General features: G+C 34.4%; 19 protein-coding genes. 1 reads left to right on the forward strand and 18 read right to left on the reverse strand.

Annotated features, from left to right (window positions below; all coding sequences use genetic code 11):
* Window positions 1-109: 109 nt before the first annotated feature.
* Window positions 110-538, reverse strand: a complete 429-nt coding sequence (gene tnpA / locus B5E77_RS03855) for an IS200/IS605 family transposase (RefSeq protein WP_087164072.1) — start codon at window positions 536-538, stop codon at window positions 110-112.
* A gap of 208 nt (window positions 539-746) precedes the next feature.
* Between tnpA and B5E77_RS03860 the strand changes: the two genes are divergently transcribed.
* Entirely contained in the window at window positions 747-1148 is a 402-nt protein-coding gene (locus tag B5E77_RS03860; RefSeq protein WP_242963599.1) for a transposase, read from the forward strand.
* A gap of 142 nt (window positions 1149-1290) precedes the next feature.
* Here B5E77_RS03860 and B5E77_RS03865 read toward each other — a convergent pair whose 3' ends face one another.
* From B5E77_RS03865 to loaP, 17 genes are read right to left on the reverse strand one after another with little or no spacing between them, the layout of a single operon-like run.
* A complete protein-coding gene (locus tag B5E77_RS03865; protein WP_087164073.1) occupies window positions 1291-2601 on the reverse strand; it encodes a nucleotide sugar dehydrogenase in 1311 nt (436 codons plus the stop codon).
* Between the two features lie 12 nt (window positions 2602-2613).
* Entirely contained in the window at window positions 2614-3159 is a 546-nt protein-coding gene (locus B5E77_RS03870) for a serine O-acetyltransferase (RefSeq protein ID WP_087164074.1), read from the reverse strand.
* The gene (locus B5E77_RS03875) at window positions 3152-4363 is read right to left on the reverse strand and encodes a Coenzyme F420 hydrogenase/dehydrogenase, beta subunit C-terminal domain (RefSeq protein ID WP_087164075.1); all 1212 of its coding nucleotides are present in this window, start codon (window positions 4361-4363) and stop codon (window positions 3152-3154) included. The genes B5E77_RS03870 and B5E77_RS03875 overlap by 8 nt, the downstream gene beginning before the upstream one ends.
* A gap of 17 nt (window positions 4364-4380) precedes the next feature.
* Window positions 4381-5508, reverse strand: a complete 1128-nt coding sequence (locus B5E77_RS03880; RefSeq protein ID WP_087164076.1) for a polysaccharide pyruvyl transferase family protein — start codon at window positions 5506-5508, stop codon at window positions 4381-4383.
* Entirely contained in the window at window positions 5501-7021 is a 1521-nt protein-coding gene (locus B5E77_RS03885; RefSeq protein WP_087164077.1) for a lipopolysaccharide biosynthesis protein, read from the reverse strand. The genes B5E77_RS03880 and B5E77_RS03885 overlap by 8 nt, the downstream gene beginning before the upstream one ends.
* Before the next feature lie 5 nt (window positions 7022-7026).
* Window positions 7027-7902: a hypothetical protein gene (locus B5E77_RS03890; protein ID WP_087164078.1), complete on the reverse strand. Its 876-nt coding sequence runs from the start codon at window positions 7900-7902 to the stop codon at window positions 7027-7029.
* Window positions 7883-8959, reverse strand: coding sequence for a glycosyltransferase (locus B5E77_RS03895; protein ID WP_087164079.1), 1077 nt, complete (start codon window positions 8957-8959; stop codon window positions 7883-7885). Before B5E77_RS03895 ends, B5E77_RS03890 begins: the two co-directional genes overlap by 20 nt.
* Window positions 8956-10128, reverse strand: a complete 1173-nt coding sequence (locus B5E77_RS03900) for an O-antigen ligase family protein (RefSeq protein ID WP_087164080.1) — start codon at window positions 10126-10128, stop codon at window positions 8956-8958. Before B5E77_RS03900 ends, B5E77_RS03895 begins: the two co-directional genes overlap by 4 nt.
* A 14-nt stretch (window positions 10129-10142) precedes the next feature.
* Window positions 10143-11288 carry a glycosyltransferase family 4 protein gene (locus B5E77_RS03905; protein ID WP_087164081.1) on the reverse strand — a complete coding sequence of 382 codons (1146 nt, stop codon included), beginning with the start codon at window positions 11286-11288 and terminating at the stop codon, window positions 10143-10145.
* Entirely contained in the window at window positions 11279-11893 is a 615-nt protein-coding gene (locus tag B5E77_RS03910) for a CatB-related O-acetyltransferase (protein ID WP_087164082.1), read from the reverse strand. Before B5E77_RS03910 ends, B5E77_RS03905 begins: the two co-directional genes overlap by 10 nt.
* Before the next feature lie 33 nt (window positions 11894-11926).
* Window positions 11927-12700: an AglZ/HisF2 family acetamidino modification protein gene (locus tag B5E77_RS03915; RefSeq protein WP_087164083.1), complete on the reverse strand. Its 774-nt coding sequence runs from the start codon at window positions 12698-12700 to the stop codon at window positions 11927-11929.
* Between the two features lie 3 nt (window positions 12701-12703).
* Entirely contained in the window at window positions 12704-13318 is a 615-nt protein-coding gene (gene hisH, locus B5E77_RS03920) for an imidazole glycerol phosphate synthase subunit HisH (RefSeq protein WP_087164084.1), read from the reverse strand.
* 20 nt (window positions 13319-13338) lie between these two features.
* The gene (locus B5E77_RS03925) at window positions 13339-14475 is read right to left on the reverse strand and encodes an N-acetyl sugar amidotransferase (protein ID WP_087164085.1); all 1137 of its coding nucleotides are present in this window, start codon (window positions 14473-14475) and stop codon (window positions 13339-13341) included.
* A gap of 19 nt (window positions 14476-14494) precedes the next feature.
* Complete coding sequence (locus B5E77_RS03930) at window positions 14495-15715, reverse strand: glycosyltransferase family 4 protein (protein WP_087164086.1); 1221 nt, start codon at window positions 15713-15715, stop codon at window positions 14495-14497.
* Entirely contained in the window at window positions 15712-16611 is a 900-nt protein-coding gene (locus B5E77_RS03935) for an NAD-dependent epimerase/dehydratase family protein (protein WP_087164087.1), read from the reverse strand. The genes B5E77_RS03930 and B5E77_RS03935 overlap by 4 nt, the downstream gene beginning before the upstream one ends.
* An 8-nt stretch (window positions 16612-16619) precedes the next feature.
* Window positions 16620-17261 (reverse strand): sugar transferase, encoded by a 642-nt coding sequence (locus B5E77_RS03940; RefSeq protein WP_087164088.1) that lies wholly within the window; start codon window positions 17259-17261, stop codon window positions 16620-16622.
* Window positions 17262-17278: 17 nt separating this feature from the next.
* Complete coding sequence (gene loaP, locus B5E77_RS03945; protein WP_087164089.1) at window positions 17279-17785, reverse strand: antiterminator LoaP; 507 nt, start codon at window positions 17783-17785, stop codon at window positions 17279-17281.
* Window positions 17786-17997 lie beyond the last annotated feature (212 nt).

Here is a 17997-nt window from a genome sequence, read left to right on the forward strand (position 1 = left end):
ATCTAAGTCACAACCACCACTTCAAGTGGTGGTTTGGATTGGCCCTCATAAGGGCCAGTTACATGCTCGCCCCAAAGGGCGGGTATCGCAAGCGTTGTTACTAGTCCGCTTATAAAGCGGTACTACTTGAATCTTCTTTCCTCGATTCTTCCGCCTGCTCTCTTATATATTTCTTTATTGCATCTTCTGTGATATTACCAATTGTTGCAACATAATATCCTCTGGCCCAGAATGCTTTATCCCATTTGCTCTGCAATTCTGGATGTCTATCATATATCATTAGCGTACTCTTTCCTTTTAAGTACCCCATAAATTTTGAAATACTATACTTGGGCGGAATAGCTACGCTTAAATGTATATGATCTTCGCATACTGCACCATCTATAATCTCTACATCTTTATATCTGCATAATGTAGAAATTATATCTCTTACATCTGCTTTCAACTTTCCATACAGTACTTTCTTCCTGTATTTCGGAATAAAAACTATATGGTATTGGCATTTCCACCGTACGTGTGATAAACTCTTATTGTCCATTTGGGACCGCCTCCTATACTAATTTTTGAGTTTGGCTTGCGACACCATTCTCATTTTAGCATAGGAGGCTTTTTATTGATATCTTACACGCTCCTGCTTACTCCATTCTCCCCAGCATAGCTGGGGGATTAGGCTTTTCATTCAGATTACTCAAACCATTGCCCAGATTGAGTTACTGGATAGTCAATTAAAACAGGTTGAAGCTGAGATGACTGAGATTATGAAATTTCATGATTCTGTCATCATGACGATCCCGGGTATCGGATATATCAACGGCGGGATTATCCTTGGTGAAATCGGTGATATCCATCGATTCTCCAACCCCAGTAAGCTGCTGGCGTTTGCCGGTTTGGATCCATCTGTATACCAGTCCGGAAATTTTCAGGCCAGACGGACACGGATGTCGAAACGCGGCTCCCATATTCTCAGATATGCTTTGATCAACGCAGCTCACAACGTAGTAAAAAGCAATGCCACCTTTAAAGCTTACTATGATAAGAAGATGGCTGAAGGCCGGACTCACTATAATGCCCTCGGACATTGCGTCGGCAAACTTGTCAGAGTCATCTGGAAGATGCTGACTGACGAAGTGGAATTTGACCTCGATTAAGAGATCTACATACCAATATCGATAGATTTTGAAAAAGCACCTTAAGGGAGCTCTATTAAGGTTACCCTTTTTTATCATCGATACCTAAAAGGAATTTTTTGCTAATTTATACTTGACTTTTCATAGCTGGTCTCCTCCTTTTTTAAAGTCTCCAATATATATATCCTGCTTTTTCAAATTTTCTTCTTTCCATAATACCTTTGATATCCAATAAAACTTTTTCTTTTTCAGCAAAAAATTGATCAATATTTTGTATACTTAATTTCACAAATTCTTCATGTGCTACAGCCAGTATTACAGCATCCATTCCTGTTATCTTTTGCATTTCTGTAAGATGGATTCCATATAATTTTTCAGCCTCCTGTTTATCTGCAACTGGATCTGCTATTAAAGGGGTAATTCCATACTCATGTAATTCTTTTACAATATCAAACACTTTGCTATTTCTAGTATCTGGACAATTCTCCTTAAAAGTAAATCCTAAAATTGCAACTTTTGCATTTCTAACTTGTTTCCCAGATTGAATAAGCTTTTTTACACAATTTTCTGCTACATATTTTCCCATATCATCATTTATTCTTCTTCCAGCCAAAATAATTTGACTGTGATATCCTAACATTTCAGCTTTATAAGTAAGATAATATGGATCTATTCCTATACAGTGTCCTCCCACCAATCCTGGGTAAAATTTTAGAAAGTTCCATTTAGTACCAGCTGCTTCAAGAACTGCTTTAGTATCTATTCCCATTTTATTAAAAATAATAGATAACTCATTCATGAAAGCAATATTTATATCTCTTTGTGAATTTTCGATGACTTTTGCTGCTTCTGCTACTTTAATACTTTCCGCCTTGAAAACTCCAGCTTCTACAACTAATTCATATATACTGGCAATTTCATTTAAAGTTTCTTCGTCCATACCTGATACAATTTTTTTAATAGTTTCCAATCTGTGTACTTTATCACCTGGATTAATTCTTTCTGGAGAATATCCAATTTTAAAATCAATACCACATCGCAAGCCTGATTCCTGTTCCAAAATTGGTACACACACTTCTTCAGTCACTCCAGGATACACTGTAGACTCATATACCACAATGCTCCCAGATACTAAATTACGTCCCAAAATATGGCTTGCTCCCTCTATCGGTCTTAAATTCGGAGAATGATCATCATTTACCGGCGTAGGTACCGCCACTATATGAAATTTTGCATTTTTCAAATCACTTTCATTAAATGTAAAATCCACACTACAGTTTGATATTGCATCATCTCCCACTTCACACGTTGGATCCACCCCTTTTTGATACAATCCAATTTTTTCCCTATTAATGTCAAAGCCAATCACAGAAACTTTTTTTGAAAATGCCACTGCTATTGGCATTCCCACATACCCTAATCCTATAACGGATATTTTTTCTTCTCCTTTAAAAATCTTTTCATAAAGCATCATGTTCTTTCCTCCTCATTTGATTTTTCTATTTATAATTTTTGCTGGTGAACCTACACATACTGCATTTTCAGGAATATCTGAAAGTAATACTAACGAATTAGCTCCTATAACAACATTATTCCCCACAAGCACTTTTCCAAGGATCAAACTATTTGCAAAAACAGTCACATTATTTCCAAGTACAGGCTGATTTCCTTTGTTTACATCACCTGTGTGTGAACCACCTAAAGTTGTATTTTGATATAAAGATAGATTCTCTCCTGCTACGACATGGGCTCCTATAACTATGGAACTAGGATGAACAAAACGTAAATTCTTACCTATTATAGCATTAGGTGATGCCAATATTCCATATTGATTAGCTAGTTTTTTTTGTAATAACTTTGTTATTATCTTATGAAACCAATCTTTAAATGAATTCATGTACTGCATTTTTCTGAACAAATATACTGCATTCGTAGCAGGGTTTAAATATCTTTGATAAAATTTCAAAAATAAACCTTGTACGTCTTTATAAACATCCGTTTGTAGTAAATCATTATATTCTTTTTTATCCATTTCGTTTTCCCCAAATATTTACTAGCCAAGAAGGTGATAAAATAGCTAGATATGCTCTGATTTTCCCGGACAATTTTTGCTCATTTGCGTATTTATCAGATATTATGCCCCAGTCTCTTTGAAAAATTTCTTTATATATAAAGTCTCTTTCTATCGGTCGTTTAAATGGTTCATGAAGTTGATTGTTATATTTTTCCTCTAAACGGATGTCCAACTCGGAGAAATCAAATTTTTTACCAAAACTTTCCTCCCAAATTTTTTTTGCTTTTATGCTATTAATCATAATTGTTGAATTTGATTCATTAGGATGAAAATGAGGATAAAATTTATGGCTATCGCAATCTCCTATTGTAAAATCTCCTATTCTATCCGGCAAGGCATATTTACACGTATAGCAACATTCTCGTAAGGCAAGTCCTTTAGAAAAAATATTATAATAAACATCCTCTGAAGGTTTACGTATACTGGGAAGCCCTCCTTTGAATATCATTATCATATAAAATGAACTTATTGAAGTCCATAAAGGATTTTTGACTCTAAATTTAATTGCTTTTGTTTTTCTTCTTGCTTCATTTTCATTCTCTTCAATATATTTTTTAAATAGCCCAGGGCTTGGTACACCATGACATATGAGATCTACAGTATATAATTTTTCCAATAAGCTCTCATCTAAAAAATTGTACAATCCTGCTATCTGACATGGTGTACCAGAAAAAAGTACATATTTATTATTTTGTAAAAAAAACTTAGCTTTCTCATAACTACGCCCTATATTGCTTTGTACATACTTAGAATTTTGCAATTTATATAACTCTTTTACATTATCAACATATATATGCTTTACTTCCATATCTTCGCATAAGGCTGCACCGAATACAATTCCTTGATACTTGCTTAAAAACTCTATTGCCATTCCTACAAATGCTCCGCCCGAAGCGCTTTTTTTAGCTATTTTTTTTTCTTTATTTTGAGCAATTAAACACATACTTATTTTTGACGAATATTTCTTTGTTGATTTGATGGCATGACAATGCCTTTTACATCTACCACAGCCATTACATTTTTCACTTTCTACTATAGGTGCTTTAAATCCCTCACTATCATCTTGCATTTTTATAGCACCTTGAGGACATATTAAAGAACATGTGCCACATCCTGTACAAAGCCTTTTTTCAAGAACACCATTAATATTATTATTTTGCATAAATTATTCTCCATGCATTAAACTGCGCTGACTTTCTTTAATGATTCATATAAATACTTTTTCGACGATTTGCGTAAGCTTTCGATTTTATTATTAATGCTAGTATAATCTAACTCAAAACTCTTTTTCGAAATATCTGAATTTAATGTCAAATATCTATCACTAAGCCCTAGAATATTTAATAAACTTACCATTCTTTCTTCATGTTTAACCCAATATTCCCGATTATCTCTATGCAAAAGAATGAAAGGCTTATTAAAAATCAACGAAAACACCAAACCATGATATGTGTTTGTAATAATAACATCTGCCATGCAATATCTCTGTAAAAACTCACTAGGTCCACAAACATCTCTATTATGGACATACTCATATATATATTGTTTTAATGTTCCAGGAATATATTGTATTTCATATTCTTTCTCTGTAACTTTTTCTAATTTTTTCAAAAAATCTTTATTCAGATCTCCAAACATATAGCACAGTGCAATTTTTTTGCTTGTATGGTTCTTTTCTTTTAAATTAAAAGTTATCTTCCATTCGTCTGCTGTCATCAAAAAAGTGGGATCCAAAACTAATTCACATTGCTTTTTACTAATTTCTTCTATAAACTTGACTCCATTTAATTCACGACATGAACAGAAATCTATACTTTTAAGCGCTTTACTATAATATTTTACTGCCTCTATTTGACTCCATGAATTTCCAAAAGAAGGCGCATATGCTATTTTTTTCCCTTCAGGTGCAAATTTTAAAAAATAAATATCTAAAAATTCTTTCGATTCCCACGACCAAACCATATCACTTCCCGTAACAAACCCATTATATTTATTTGCATCTAATTTCAATGCATTAAAAGAATCGTATTTTTTAGAAGTTATAGGAAGTTTATTTCTAAACTGAACAAAATATTTTTTTTGTTTTTCTATTGCTTTTTTACTAATTAATAATATAATTGTTTTTTTTAATCCTAATTTCTTTATAATAGATATTTTACTTTTTTTCTTACTGTTTTCCTTTCTGTTAAAGTTCAATATATTACTTTCGTAACCTAAATTACGAATTATATTAGAAAGCGCAAACGCCTGTAAACAAGTTCCATAATTATCTGAATCATAAAATGTTAGAATACCTATTTTATACACTTTTGTCTCCTTTCTTTAATAAAAATATTAACTCTTTCATATTATTAGTACCAGTAAAATAATGTACATATTTCTTAGTTATTATCCATATACAACATGAATAAATGGTTGCAATTATAATTTTGTACATTACATTTGCAAATACTATCTCATTTTTAAATATTACATAACTTGGGAATACTCCTAAAATCAAAATTCCCCAAGAAAATATTAATATTTTACAAAATGTACTTAATTTGTATCCTATAGAAATATTTCTTTTATTTATTTTAAAAATAATTAAGGTGTTAACAATAATAGATACTAATGAAGCAATAGCACTTCCATACATACCTAAATAAGGAACTGCAATCGCTGTTACAATAATATTGCAAAGATTAGCCGTAACCGATGCTAAAAATATTTTTTTAGCAGTTTCTTCATAATACATGCATTGTGCAATATAAAAATAATAAATAGATCTCAAAGAAATTGCTACAATTAAAATAGGTATTACTTTCCAAGCCAAATAATATTTTGGCGATGTCATTATAAAAATTATTTCTTGAGCAAACAATCCTATTAATATAAATACAACAGAATAAAAACTTAATAATATGCTACTCATATTACTTATTTCAAACTTATTTAAATCAGCCGGTTTTTTTAGCCTCTCAAAAAGCCATGGGCGATAAGCGCGAGAAAAAGCATCTTGAAAAACATCTACAACGGAAGATATCTGCGTTGCAATCCCATATAAACCTACAACAGATAAATCATTAGAAATATTTAAAAACACTTTTGCTATAAATGTAGCTAAATACCCTGAAATCTGATGCGGAATTAGTGGCAATGAATAGCTAAGCATTTTTTTAGCTAGTTTTAAATCAAAACAAATTTCAATCATATCATTGTTAATCATATCTACTATCATAAATACAACAGTTCCTGCACTAGTTAATGCAGTCGCAAATAATAAACCCACTACCCCCTTTTTTAAAACGCCAATCATAATTATTGTTATTAGTGATGAGCATACGACTGTCAATATGCTTATTATTGCAACTTTTCTACCTTTTTGCTGTGCTTCTAGCATTCTTCTATGCAAAGTATAAAATGAATCCAAAACTAAAATCATTATTCCTAATAAAATATATGGAACAAAACTAATACCATTAAATACAGTTTTACATAAAATATTTCGATAATAAACGCATACACATAAAGTAGCTAAAGAAGAAATAAAAACGATACTAATTGATGTTCCATAAACCCTTTTCATGGTTTTTTTTTCTTCTTTAAAATCAGAATAAAATTTGATTAATGCAGAGTCCAAACATAGTAAAATAATATAGCTAACGACAGAATTGAATCCTGTAATTATATTTTGAATTCCGTAATCAGTTGGTGATAAATAAAATGTATATATAGGTAACAATAAAAAATGTAATCCTTTTGACAACAAATCCGCCAAAGCATAAAAAATTGAATTACCAAGCATCTTTTTATTTCCACTGTTTGGAGATATTTTCATAACTATCAAATTCCTTTATTTTGTTCAATTAACAAATATATATTACTTGCTTTACTTCGTATTTTTTTTATAGAATTAATATAATCTTTTAATTTATTTATTTCAATTAATAAATTGCTATTTTGTTCTTCTAGCTCAAAAAATTTTTGAGTTATAATTTCCCATTCTTTAGTATTAATATGAATAAAACTCTCTGCAGCATATTTATTTATCAATTTTCCTTCCAATTTTTCTTGAAATTTAAATCTTTTAATGGGCATATATCTTTGTGATTTATAAATTCTTTTAAAACATTTATATTTCTTATTCTGTTCTTTTTTGTTCATTGGGACAAAAAATTTAGATTTTGACGTCATTAATGGAACCGATATGGTATACCAAAAAAGTTTTATGTTTTTTTCAGACAATATAGAGCATTCTAATAACATGTAATTAACTAATCTATGTTCATAATGCCAGTCAATTAAAGATGGTAAATAAATTTCTTGTATATTATTATCTCTAACTATTTTGTTTAGTTGCTCAACATTTTGTATTTTATAAAAATTTGCCTTCATCTTTTGAGCCATTTTTGTAAATTCGCGTTCTCGAATTCTTTCATTTTTTAAAGTCTTATTAGATCCTGTAAATCCAAAATACGCCCATATAAGGCTATTTCCTTGCAACAGTTTAAGAGCATATCCTCCAAACAATTCATCATCAGCATGTGGAACAATAAAAAGCTTAGGGACCCTTGATCGCTCAATTAAATTACTACTTGTAATATTTATGTTTTTTTTCTCATTTTTATATTCCTGATACCACTTAAAGCTATAATGAAATAAAAATATTTTTGAATACATAAATAAGATATACTTATTATTACGTAACTTCTTGAACAACTGAAATCCACTTCCTCCCTATTTTATTTGGATCTAGCTCATTCCTAATTTCATAGGCATTATTTATAAGATTTCTTTTCAAATTAGAGTCTTTTATTACTTTAATCATAGCTTTTGCCAATGCTTCTTCATTATTAACAGGTACTAATAATACTCTCCTTCCATTATCAGATATAAATCTAACACCACCTGGAGGACAGTCAGTCGCTATACAAGGTATACCTTCTAACATAGCCTCTATCAATGCATTTGGCATGCCATCTGTTAGCGAATTTAATACAAAAAGCGAGCAATTATTTTCTTTTTCAAAAACATCTTGAACTTGACCACAAAGCCTAATCCTATTGTCTTTTAATTCGTTAATTATTTTTTGAAGCCGATTATATTCAGGACCATTTCCATATATATGCAACTTATAATCTTCTAGTTCTTTATGTGTTTTATAAAAAGCCCTAATTAAACCTTCAAAATTTTTTTCGCTACTTAATCTTCCACATGAAACTATAGTTTTTGAAATCTCATTTTTGAAATTTCTGTTAGTACTTCTTGATATGCATGCATTAGGAATTATTATGCTTTTACTTTTTATAGTATCAGAATAAAATTGTTGTGCTGCTTTTGTCTGAAATACTACTTTATCACATTTTTTTAAAGCTTTCGAATATTTTTTAAATTGCTTTTTACTATATAATGATGGATTACCTCTTTCTGAGCCAATGATTTTAATATTTGTTCCGTATGCAGCTATTGTTGATATTCTTACTAAATCTGTTCCAAAAGAAATAATAACATCTGGTTTTTCTTCTAATATTTTTTTTCTAAATTTTATTAAAAACAAAATTTTATTTTTTATTGATTCAACTCTATTTCCATCCGTTTTGTAATCGATTACCTCTGTTCTTATATTGTTTTCAAAATTTAATAGCTTTTCCTCGTTTGACATAGAAATACAACATACATCCATATTATTTTTTGCGCACGTATTGGCCACGAAACATAAAGCTTTAGCAATCCCACCAATACTAAACCTGGGAAATAAACACAAAATTTTTTTCATAAATAGACTCTCTTTTCTCTCTTGCTTCTTTTATCCATACAAAAACCCATTAATATCCAAAAAAGTGGTGAATTTAAATATGTGTCTGACAGCATAAGTGGTATAAATCCACAACACACAAATATCAATATTGGTATATCACATCCCTTTGTTTTAGCTATTTTAGAAATAATTATATATACTATCCAAATACATAAACACCCACCTAAAGCAAGTCCAAAATGAAGCAAAATTTCTAAAAACAACTGGTGTGGGTACGATACCATATAACTTAACTCCCCAGCTACTCCCCACCCTAAAAGAGGTTTAGCTAGGATATTGTTCCAAGTATTCACCCAAATTTCACTCCGTGTCCCGTGCACAACTAAACGTGCATTCAACAACATATTAATCGTTCTGCTTTGAATCCCTAATTTCAAGACTATTGATGACAGTACTGCAATAACTATGTTTGAAAAACATATTAATATTATTGTTCCAATACATAGGCACAAAACTAACAATACACCGTTACGCTTAAAATTCTTTTTTTCTTTGTATAAATAAAATAAAATCAAAAAGATTCCAAAACAAAGAACCGGACCTCGAGATCCATAAATTAAAACTAATGCAATTTCTAAGCCAGCTAATAACCAGTATTTTTTATTAAATTTAGTCATGCTTATATGGACAAGTATTGGATATAATAGTGCATACCCCATGGGCATATTATAGTCAGCTGTACTCCCACTTTTTATATAATCAACAAATCTGATTATCGCACATATTAAAATAATTATAGTAGCAAAATAAGTTTTTTTTATAACTTTCCATTCATCTGTAACATTTGTAGCCATAGCAAATAAAGGAATACAAAACAAAGATGTCCATAAACATCTTATTATTATCATTCTTCCAACATATGGATACCTCATAATACTTATTAATACAAGAACTACAAGTAACAATTCTAATACTAATAATTTTTTAATTACTATGGATAAATATCTTTTTTCATGAAACAAAATATTAAAGTAACCTACTCCTAATAACATAGTAAATACGTTCGTAATCAATGGTATATTTATACTTTGTTTTACGGTCAAATTAATACAATTTATTATTAAATAGGAGGATAACACTTGACCTACACTTTCATCATATCCTTTAATTTCTTTCTTCTGTTTCACTATTCCAATCCTTCTTATAATATTGCTTTTTGGGCAATTCGCGCATAGGAAAAATTAATTGATACCTCTTGAGCATTTTTTTTGAATAATTCAAAATCATTTACACAAATATTTATAGCTTTAAGCAAATTATCTTTACTGCAGGGCTCAACAAAAATACAGTTATTATTTATATTTATATGTTGAAATCCCTGTATTCTATGTAAAATACAAGGTAGACCTAATCCTGCACTCTGTTCCCATAATGTAGAATGCCAACATGGGTATACCGCAATATCGGCTGAGTTTAATATTTGATATGTTTCTTTTTCCGAAGCCCATCCATACATAACAATTTTATTATCTACTAATTTTGAATTAAATATATTAGCAAGTTCTAATGAAACAGAGCCAAAAATAAGAAGTTTTATATTTTCAGAGGTTTCTTTCACAGCATCCATCAATTCTAATACTGCAATCTTATTTTGATCTATCTTGCCTCCTGTAACCAACACTATATCTTTTTTAGTAAATCCATATTTATTACGTATCGCTTGTCTTGACGAATCAGCTTTAACTTCATCTACCAAATTATCATCAGCTCCCATAAGTAAAAGTTCTAGTTTGTTTCTAGGTATGTGATACATCTCATGAAAAAACTCTACGCGAGACGGTAATGTTCCATAAAATTTTTCAGTATATGGCAAAATAGCTTGAGCGCATTGTTTGTAGATTAATCCATGTAATATGTTTTTTGATAAAAAGCCATGTGCACTGTTTATAAAATCGGCATGCCCGTCAGCAACAATTCTTACTTTTGGATTTTTTTTAGCGTACTTTTTAACTTGATTTATACTAACAAATTGAATATCATGAAGAAAAATCAAATCAGGTTTGAATTTGCATAAATTGTAATATACATTTGGATAAATTCTCAGTTTTCTTACCAAAAACTTAGGAATACCTTTTAAATAAGGTATTCTTACTACCTTAATACCATCATCATTCAGATAGCTAGATGAATTTACATAGCTTAATTTATTATTTGGAGAAAGGGTCTCCGTAGATGCAAGAATTAACACATCATGTCCTTGTTTAATATGCATTCTAGGTAATACATTTTCTTGATAAGAATAATCATCAATATAATACGCTGCTAAACACACATGTATTATTCGCATAACTCTAACTCCTTCAAAAAATTTACTGGATCTTTGATATATACAGCTAATTGTTCTATTTTATTATCCGGTAGATTCCACCATTCACTTGCTAATAATGAATTAATCATACTATCTTCGAATCTGAATGCTATATGTTTTGCAGGTACTCCTCCTACAATTTCATATGGCAAAACATTATGAACTACCACTGCTCCCATTCCAACAACAGCACCATCACCAATTTCTATTCCACTTTTTATTAACGCTTTCTCACCTATCCAAACATCATTTCCAATTCGTGTCTCCAGGTCTTTTTCTCGCACATGCTCTGAAAATTTCTTTTTAATACTATCACGTCCTGCATAAAAAACAGGAGAAGTTGATACCCATGAAATGGGGTGTTGCGCTCCTCCTATAATAACATTATCTGCAATAGAACAATACGAACCTATTTTGCAATTAAGCAATTTACAATCATATCCACAAAACGAATAGCGTCCTACTACAGAATGCACCACTTGACTTCCCGCTTCAATCTTTGCTGTTTGATGTATTTTTGAATCACTAATTGCAGATGCTCGTATTTTTTTTAATATTCTATTCCATAAATAAATTATATTCATTCTCAAATCCTCATTATATTGCTAATTCTATTCCTATATATAAATCCTACATTTTTCAAGTTCTGCTTCTTCTGGCACATTAATCAACACCGCTTTTTCTTCTCCATAATATACAAACAAACTCCCTGCTGCGGCAGCATGAGCTTTCCCTTCTGTCAATACTTTCTTAAAATCCTGTAAATCCCCAGCTCCGCCGCATGCAATGACCGGAATAGATACTGCCTCAGATACGCTCCTAACCAAATCCAAGTCATATCCCTGCATCATACCGTCCTGATCAATAGAATTTAACAGGATTTCACCTGCTCCCAGTTCTTCGGCTCTTTTTGCCATAAAAACAGGATCTTTTTTGGTTTTCTCTTTTCCGTCACAAATATAACACCCTCGTTTTCCGAACAATTCTGTTTTTACATCTATGGACACAACGATGCTTTGTCTTCCAGCATAATCCGCTGCCTTTGTAATCAAATCCGGATCTCTGTAAAACGCTGTATTTAAGACCACTTTTTCATATCCCATATAAAAAATCTTCTGAATTTGATCCAGTGTTGTGATTCCTCCCCCATAACTGAGCGGCATAAACGCTTCGCTGGCGATATCTTTAATATAATCCATCTGCGGGCCACGCCCTTCTGCCGAAGCTGTAATATCCAACACGCATAATTCATCAACACCTTTTTCGTTAAAAATCTTTACAGCATTGATTGGATCTCCCAAATACCGCGGATTTTGAAACTTGGTTGTTTTGACTAAGTCTTTCATTCCTGTAATAGAAAGGCACGGAATCAGTCTAGGCCGTATATACATCTGTTATATCCTCCGCACAAAATTTTCCAGTAATTTCATTCCGAATTTGTGGCTCTTTTCAGGATGGAACTGAAAACCGTAAATATTATTCTTTTTTACCGCTGCAGCAAATTGATACCCATAATCACAGGTCATCAATACGTTCTGAGGATTTTCACAAACCGCATGATAAGAATGGACAAAATAATAACGCTGAATACCCTCCAGACCTTCCAATATCTTATCTTCCATTTCAAACTTTACCACATCCCATCCCATGTGGGGTATTTTTAATCCGCTCCCTTCATTAAAACCAAACCGGACACTTTTGAACGGAATCAAACCTAATCCTTGTGCATTTCCTTCTTCACTTCCGTTACCAAGAAGCTGCATTCCAAGACAAATACCTAAAAAAGGAGTCCCTTTTTCTGCCGTTACCTTTCGAATGGCGGAAACAAGATCTTTTTCATACAAATTTTCTATCCCATGATCAAAAGCTCCTACGCCGGGAAGAATAATTTTAGAGGCCTCCTCCAAATCATCCGCCCTATCCGTAACCATAGCCTCTTCTCCAATCTTATGAAGCATATTTACAATAGAGCCTGTGTTTCCCATTCCATAATTAATAACTGCTATCATATATCAACTCCTGTTTTATCTTATCGATACTGTCTTTTTTCCATACCAAATAATCGGGCCGCTTTTACCGCCAAGCTGATCATACCTGATGTATTTTTATAATCTTTGTAAGTCTTATTTTTCTGCTCCATTAAATTTATGAACTCTTCTTTTGTCAGTCCTAATTTTTTCGCCACATATTCCAGATCTTCCATGGCCTGTCTTTCATCATAAGGCGGATTTTTCAGGATTTCCAAAGCTTCTTCTCTCTTCAGCTGTCCTGTCAGAATCAGACTGGAGAAATGACATCTTCTTTTATCATAACCAAACTTTTTTACCAGCCAATAGCCTTCATAAAATCTGGTAAACACACTCTCAAAATGCTTGTTTGCATATGGTTCCCAGCCAAATTCTTTCTGTAACGTAGCAATTGCTTTTGCTTTTGTATAAGGAATTAAATCCAAAGGTTTCACAACCTTCATTCCTTTTATATAACGATAATACAGATGTGCTTTAAACATACCGCACAGCGGCAGTGTTTTCAGCGGTATAGTGCCATATTTTTTATGAATGTCTTTCAGCATACGAATATCATTCTGATATACCCATTCAATCGGCTCACGGACACATTCTGTCGAATTATTTCCGCCTGTCAACACATATTTAATACCGTGTTTTGCAGCATAGTTATAAAGAGATGCAAATATGACATGATCCTGAGGAATATCCTGATATGGCACCTGAGCTTTAAAAAAAGCAAGCTGCAGGTCCTTCATTTCATTCCAGTTTACAATCTCCGTATGCAAAGGCATATTTAACCCTTTTGTGATCTTTTCTACATTCTGCACCGCTACATTAAGATTCCAACCGGTATCACAGGCGAACAGCAAAGGGCGCAGCCCCAGCTTTTTAACTGCCAAATATGCCAGATACGAGCTGTCTACACCACCACTTAACCCTATAATGCAGTCATACTTTTTCCCTTTTCCATCTTTTTTAATCTGCGCAACAATTTCGTCCAATTTTTTCCTTCCCTGCTCATCTGGATGCCAGTTAGGAAGGATATTTTCGTAATAGTTGTGACAATGATCACACATTCCTTTTTCATCAAACTGAATCACAGAATCTGTCGTATCCATTACGCAATTTGTGCATACCTGATATTCCCTAGTACTCATCTTATTCCTCCGAATATATTTATTTATCCAAATATTTCCCTATTTTATCCAGCAAATTTGCCCGGTTAAATTCTCTGCAATAATACCGGCGCGCCCCTTTACTCATTTCTTCCAGTATTTCAGTTCCCGTTTTAGCCATTGAGTAAATGCTTTCTGCCAACGCTTTCGCGTTTCCCAGCTCGCATACCATTCCACAATCAGCCTCTCTGATAATCCTCTCCGTCTCTCCGGAAGCCGCCGCCAGAATCGGCATCCCGCAGGCCATATAAGACTGCAGTTTTGCCGGAATTGTCATTTCAAACAGCGGATTATCCGCAAACGAGATAAAGGCTACATCACACCACGCCAGATATGCCGGTATTTCTTCCGGCTTTTTCCGTCCCAGCATATGGAACATATTTTGTACACCGGCAGAACATATTTCTTTTTCCAGTGTCTCCCTGTATCTTCCATCGCCTATGATGATAAAGCTGCAGTTAACTGCTTTTTCTTTCAAAATAGCAGCTGCCTTGGGTAGAATGTCCAGGCCCTGTGCGTACCCGATATTACCGGTAAACACAATTTTAAACGAATCGTCCTCCGGCATATCCGGAAGTTTTTTCCGCGGCACAGGCTTATAAAACTCTTCCGCATACTGAGGCCAATATCTTACTTTACTTTTTTTGTTCTTCCAGGCGCTCTCTCTTTCTTCTATTCTTTTTACAAAAGAAGGAGACGTAGCGAAAATCAAATTGCAGTTCTTATAGATATAATCTACCATTTTATCTATTGCACGAATGATTTTCCTGTTATGAATCCCTGTAACAATTTCTACATTTTCGGGCCACAGATCCTGTACGTAAATATAGCAGGGAATCTTTTTTCTCTTTTTATACCATACCCCTAACAATGCCTGTGTCATAGGAGAGACTTCAAAGATAAATATTTTATCTGCTTCTATTTTCGTAAAGCGGCTCCAGAACCATCCCGATATCACGAAAGAAATATAATTCAACGCCAGCATCAAGCTGCTGTTTCCTCGCGGAATCAGCGGCAGCCTGACAATATGGATCCCTTCATATTCCTCTTTCCTTCTTTTTACCCAGCTATAACCTTTGAAGAATTTCCCTGCCGGATAATTAGGTATCCCTGTCACCACCGTAACGTCATACCCTCTTTTTACCCATTCTTTGCATAAATCATTAATGCGGAACTGTTCCGGATAAAAATATTGACTGATAATCAAAAGACGTTTTTTCATTTGACTTTTCCCTCTGTCAGATGAATAGAACGTACCAGACTGACACAGCGGTACTTCCCTTCAAACGCCTGGCTCATAGTCATGTCATAGGTCATATTTCCAAACGCCTTATTCACCATCCCAGACACCTTTCCCGAAATCTTTCCAGCCACCCACACAGCCGGATTTAACAGCCTTGTAATCCATATTCTATGGCCTGCAGTTTTCGCAATTAATCTTACCATCTCACTGGTTCGCACATACTCTGCATTCTGCGGGAAATAAATTCCCCCGTCACCTGACTTCATCAACAGGCACAGGAATTCACAAAGATTCCCAATATAGAGCATGCTTCTCTCATTCTGAATATCTGGAAAAACAGGAAGCTTCCTCGCCATCTTCGCCAGAAGAGGATAATTTCCTTTGCTTCCTTTTCCATAAATCATTGGAGGACGAAGCACCGCCACATGAAAACTGTCATCTGCCAGCTTCCTGACCCCCTTATCTGCCTGCCACTTGCTATCGCCGTAGAAGTTTGCTGGATGCGGTTTTGTATTCCTTGTAACTACCTTCCGTTTTCCTAATCCAGCACTCTCTCCATAGACAATCATGCTGCTCATAAATACGAACTGTTTGACACCATCTCTCTTTGCTTTCTGAGCAGTCTCAATAGCCAGATCTCGGTTGATCTTATAATAGAAAGCTTTGCGCTCTTCTGAGACATGTCCCACATCTGCATGCGCGATTCCCGCCACATGGAACACCGCATCATATCCCGCAAAGCTTGTCTCTCTCCAGCTCCCATCCACCATATCTATGGTGTCTATCTCAAACTCTTCCGGATATTTTTCCTTCGCCCAGGCTTCAAAGGATGTGCCTATATAACTGTTTGCCCCTGTTATCAATACTTTCTTCATATTTGAAATCACTTTCCTTTTCTTCCGGCTTTCTGTCTCTTCATCTCTCCGGTTCCGCCCTCAACAACACCCTCATGCCGCAGCACACTTCCTATCGTTCCAAAAAAGCATCGACAGTCCATCCAAAAACCACTGAGATTATTTTTTCGCAGCTTTTCTACGTATTCCCCATCCAGCTTTGCTTTCACCGGAATCTCCAGTTCATCCCGTCCGTTGATCTGCGCCCATCCTGTGAGTCCTGGCAGCACATCATTGGCTCCGTACTTGTCACGCTCCGCGATCAGATCATATTGGTTCCAGAGAGCCGGCCGGGGACCAATGATGCTCATGTCGCCCAACAGAATATTGATAATCTGCGGCAGCTCATCCAGAGAGGTCTTTCTCAGGAAATGACCTGCCCTGGTAATGTACTGATCCGGATTCTGAAGAAGATGCGTAGGCATATCCTTCGGTGTATCCGTCCGCATGGTTCTGAACTTCAAAATATAAAATGGCTTCTTATGAATCCCAATTCGTTTTTGCTTAAAAAGTACCGGTCCCCGGGAATCCAGCTTAATCCAAAGAATTAAAATTAAAAAAAGGGGCGACAACACAAGCAGCCCCATTGCAGACAAAAAAGAGTCCGCCGCTCTTTTTATTTTCAGATACATATGATTTGTCTTTCCTTCTACTCTTTTCTTATAATCTCGAGCCCTGCCTGTAGCTCCACCGTCCTCCCGAACAGCTCTACTGTAAGCCAGGCCAGCCTCTTATGCCGGTCTATCCGGCTGATTTTTCCTTCTAAGCCTTTCAAAGGCCCTCTTGTCACAGTCACCGTATCACCCTGTATGTACCCCTCTGAAAGCTTCATCAGATGTTCTCTGCCTGACAACAACTCTACAATTTCAATATCTTCATCTGACATTGAAGTCCATTTTTCTCCGGTTCCGAGCAGCTTCGTCAGCTGTGGGATCCGCTTCAGGGCTTTGTAAAGCTCCTCCGGGGCAGAACTGATAACAAAAAGATACCCGGGAAACAGAAGCTCTGTCTCTGTATGCCACTGTCCCAGGTATTTTCGTCTTCTCTCGTAATGAGGAATAAAGATCTCATCATAATATTCCTGTACCTGATATCTCCTGGCCTCTTTCAATATCTGTTCTTCCCGTCCCGTCTGGACCTGAATGACATACCACATATCTGCGCCTCCTCTACAAAAAGAGTGTGCTCCGCCATTCCGCGCTTGCTGCCCGGATTCATAATTTACAGGATGACCACCCTTCTTCAGAACGCGGCAAAGCGACGATTCTGAAGGCCAGGCTTCTTAACTGGATATTCTGACAATCGCCAGTACATAGCCTGCTAATTTAACAGATTTTACTGGGTTATGTCAAAAATGCTGTCAGAATT

Source organism: Lachnoclostridium sp. An131 (assembly GCF_002160825.1).
Taxonomy (GTDB): Bacteria; Bacillota; Clostridia; order Lachnospirales; family Lachnospiraceae; genus Laedolimicola.

Bases quoted from the DNA above. Each gene is read 5' to 3' on its own strand.
- tnpA (WP_087164072.1), bottom strand. From the start codon at position 538: ATGGACAATAAGAGTTTATCACACGTACGGTGGAAATGCCAATACCAT.
- B5E77_RS03860 (WP_242963599.1), top strand. From the start codon at position 747: ATGACTGAGATTATGAAATTTCATGATTCTGTCATCATGACGATCCCG.
- B5E77_RS03865 (WP_087164073.1), bottom strand. From the start codon at position 2,601: ATGATGCTTTATGAAAAGATTTTTAAAGGAGAAGAAAAAATATCCGTT.
- B5E77_RS03870 (WP_087164074.1), bottom strand. From the start codon at position 3,159: ATGGATAAAAAAGAATATAATGATTTACTACAAACGGATGTTTATAAA.
- B5E77_RS03875 (WP_087164075.1), bottom strand. From the start codon at position 4,363: ATGCAAAATAATAATATTAATGGTGTTCTTGAAAAAAGGCTTTGTACA.
- B5E77_RS03885 (WP_087164077.1), bottom strand. From the start codon at position 7,021: ATGAAAATATCTCCAAACAGTGGAAATAAAAAGATGCTTGGTAATTCA.
- B5E77_RS03895 (WP_087164079.1), bottom strand. From the start codon at position 8,959: ATGAAAAAAATTTTGTGTTTATTTCCCAGGTTTAGTATTGGTGGGATT.
- B5E77_RS03905 (WP_087164081.1), bottom strand. From the start codon at position 11,288: ATGCGAATAATACATGTGTGTTTAGCAGCGTATTATATTGATGATTAT.
- B5E77_RS03910 (WP_087164082.1), bottom strand. From the start codon at position 11,893: ATGAATATAATTTATTTATGGAATAGAATATTAAAAAAAATACGAGCA.
- B5E77_RS03915 (WP_087164083.1), bottom strand. From the start codon at position 12,700: ATGTATATACGGCCTAGACTGATTCCGTGCCTTTCTATTACAGGAATG.
- hisH (WP_087164084.1), bottom strand. From the start codon at position 13,318: ATGATAGCAGTTATTAATTATGGAATGGGAAACACAGGCTCTATTGTA.
- B5E77_RS03925 (WP_087164085.1), bottom strand. From the start codon at position 14,475: ATGAGTACTAGGGAATATCAGGTATGCACAAATTGCGTAATGGATACG.
- B5E77_RS03930 (WP_087164086.1), bottom strand. From the start codon at position 15,715: ATGAAAAAACGTCTTTTGATTATCAGTCAATATTTTTATCCGGAACAG.
- B5E77_RS03935 (WP_087164087.1), bottom strand. From the start codon at position 16,611: ATGAAGAAAGTATTGATAACAGGGGCAAACAGTTATATAGGCACATCC.
- B5E77_RS03940 (WP_087164088.1), bottom strand. From the start codon at position 17,261: ATGTATCTGAAAATAAAAAGAGCGGCGGACTCTTTTTTGTCTGCAATG.
- loaP (WP_087164089.1), bottom strand. From the start codon at position 17,785: ATGTGGTATGTCATTCAGGTCCAGACGGGACGGGAAGAACAGATATTG.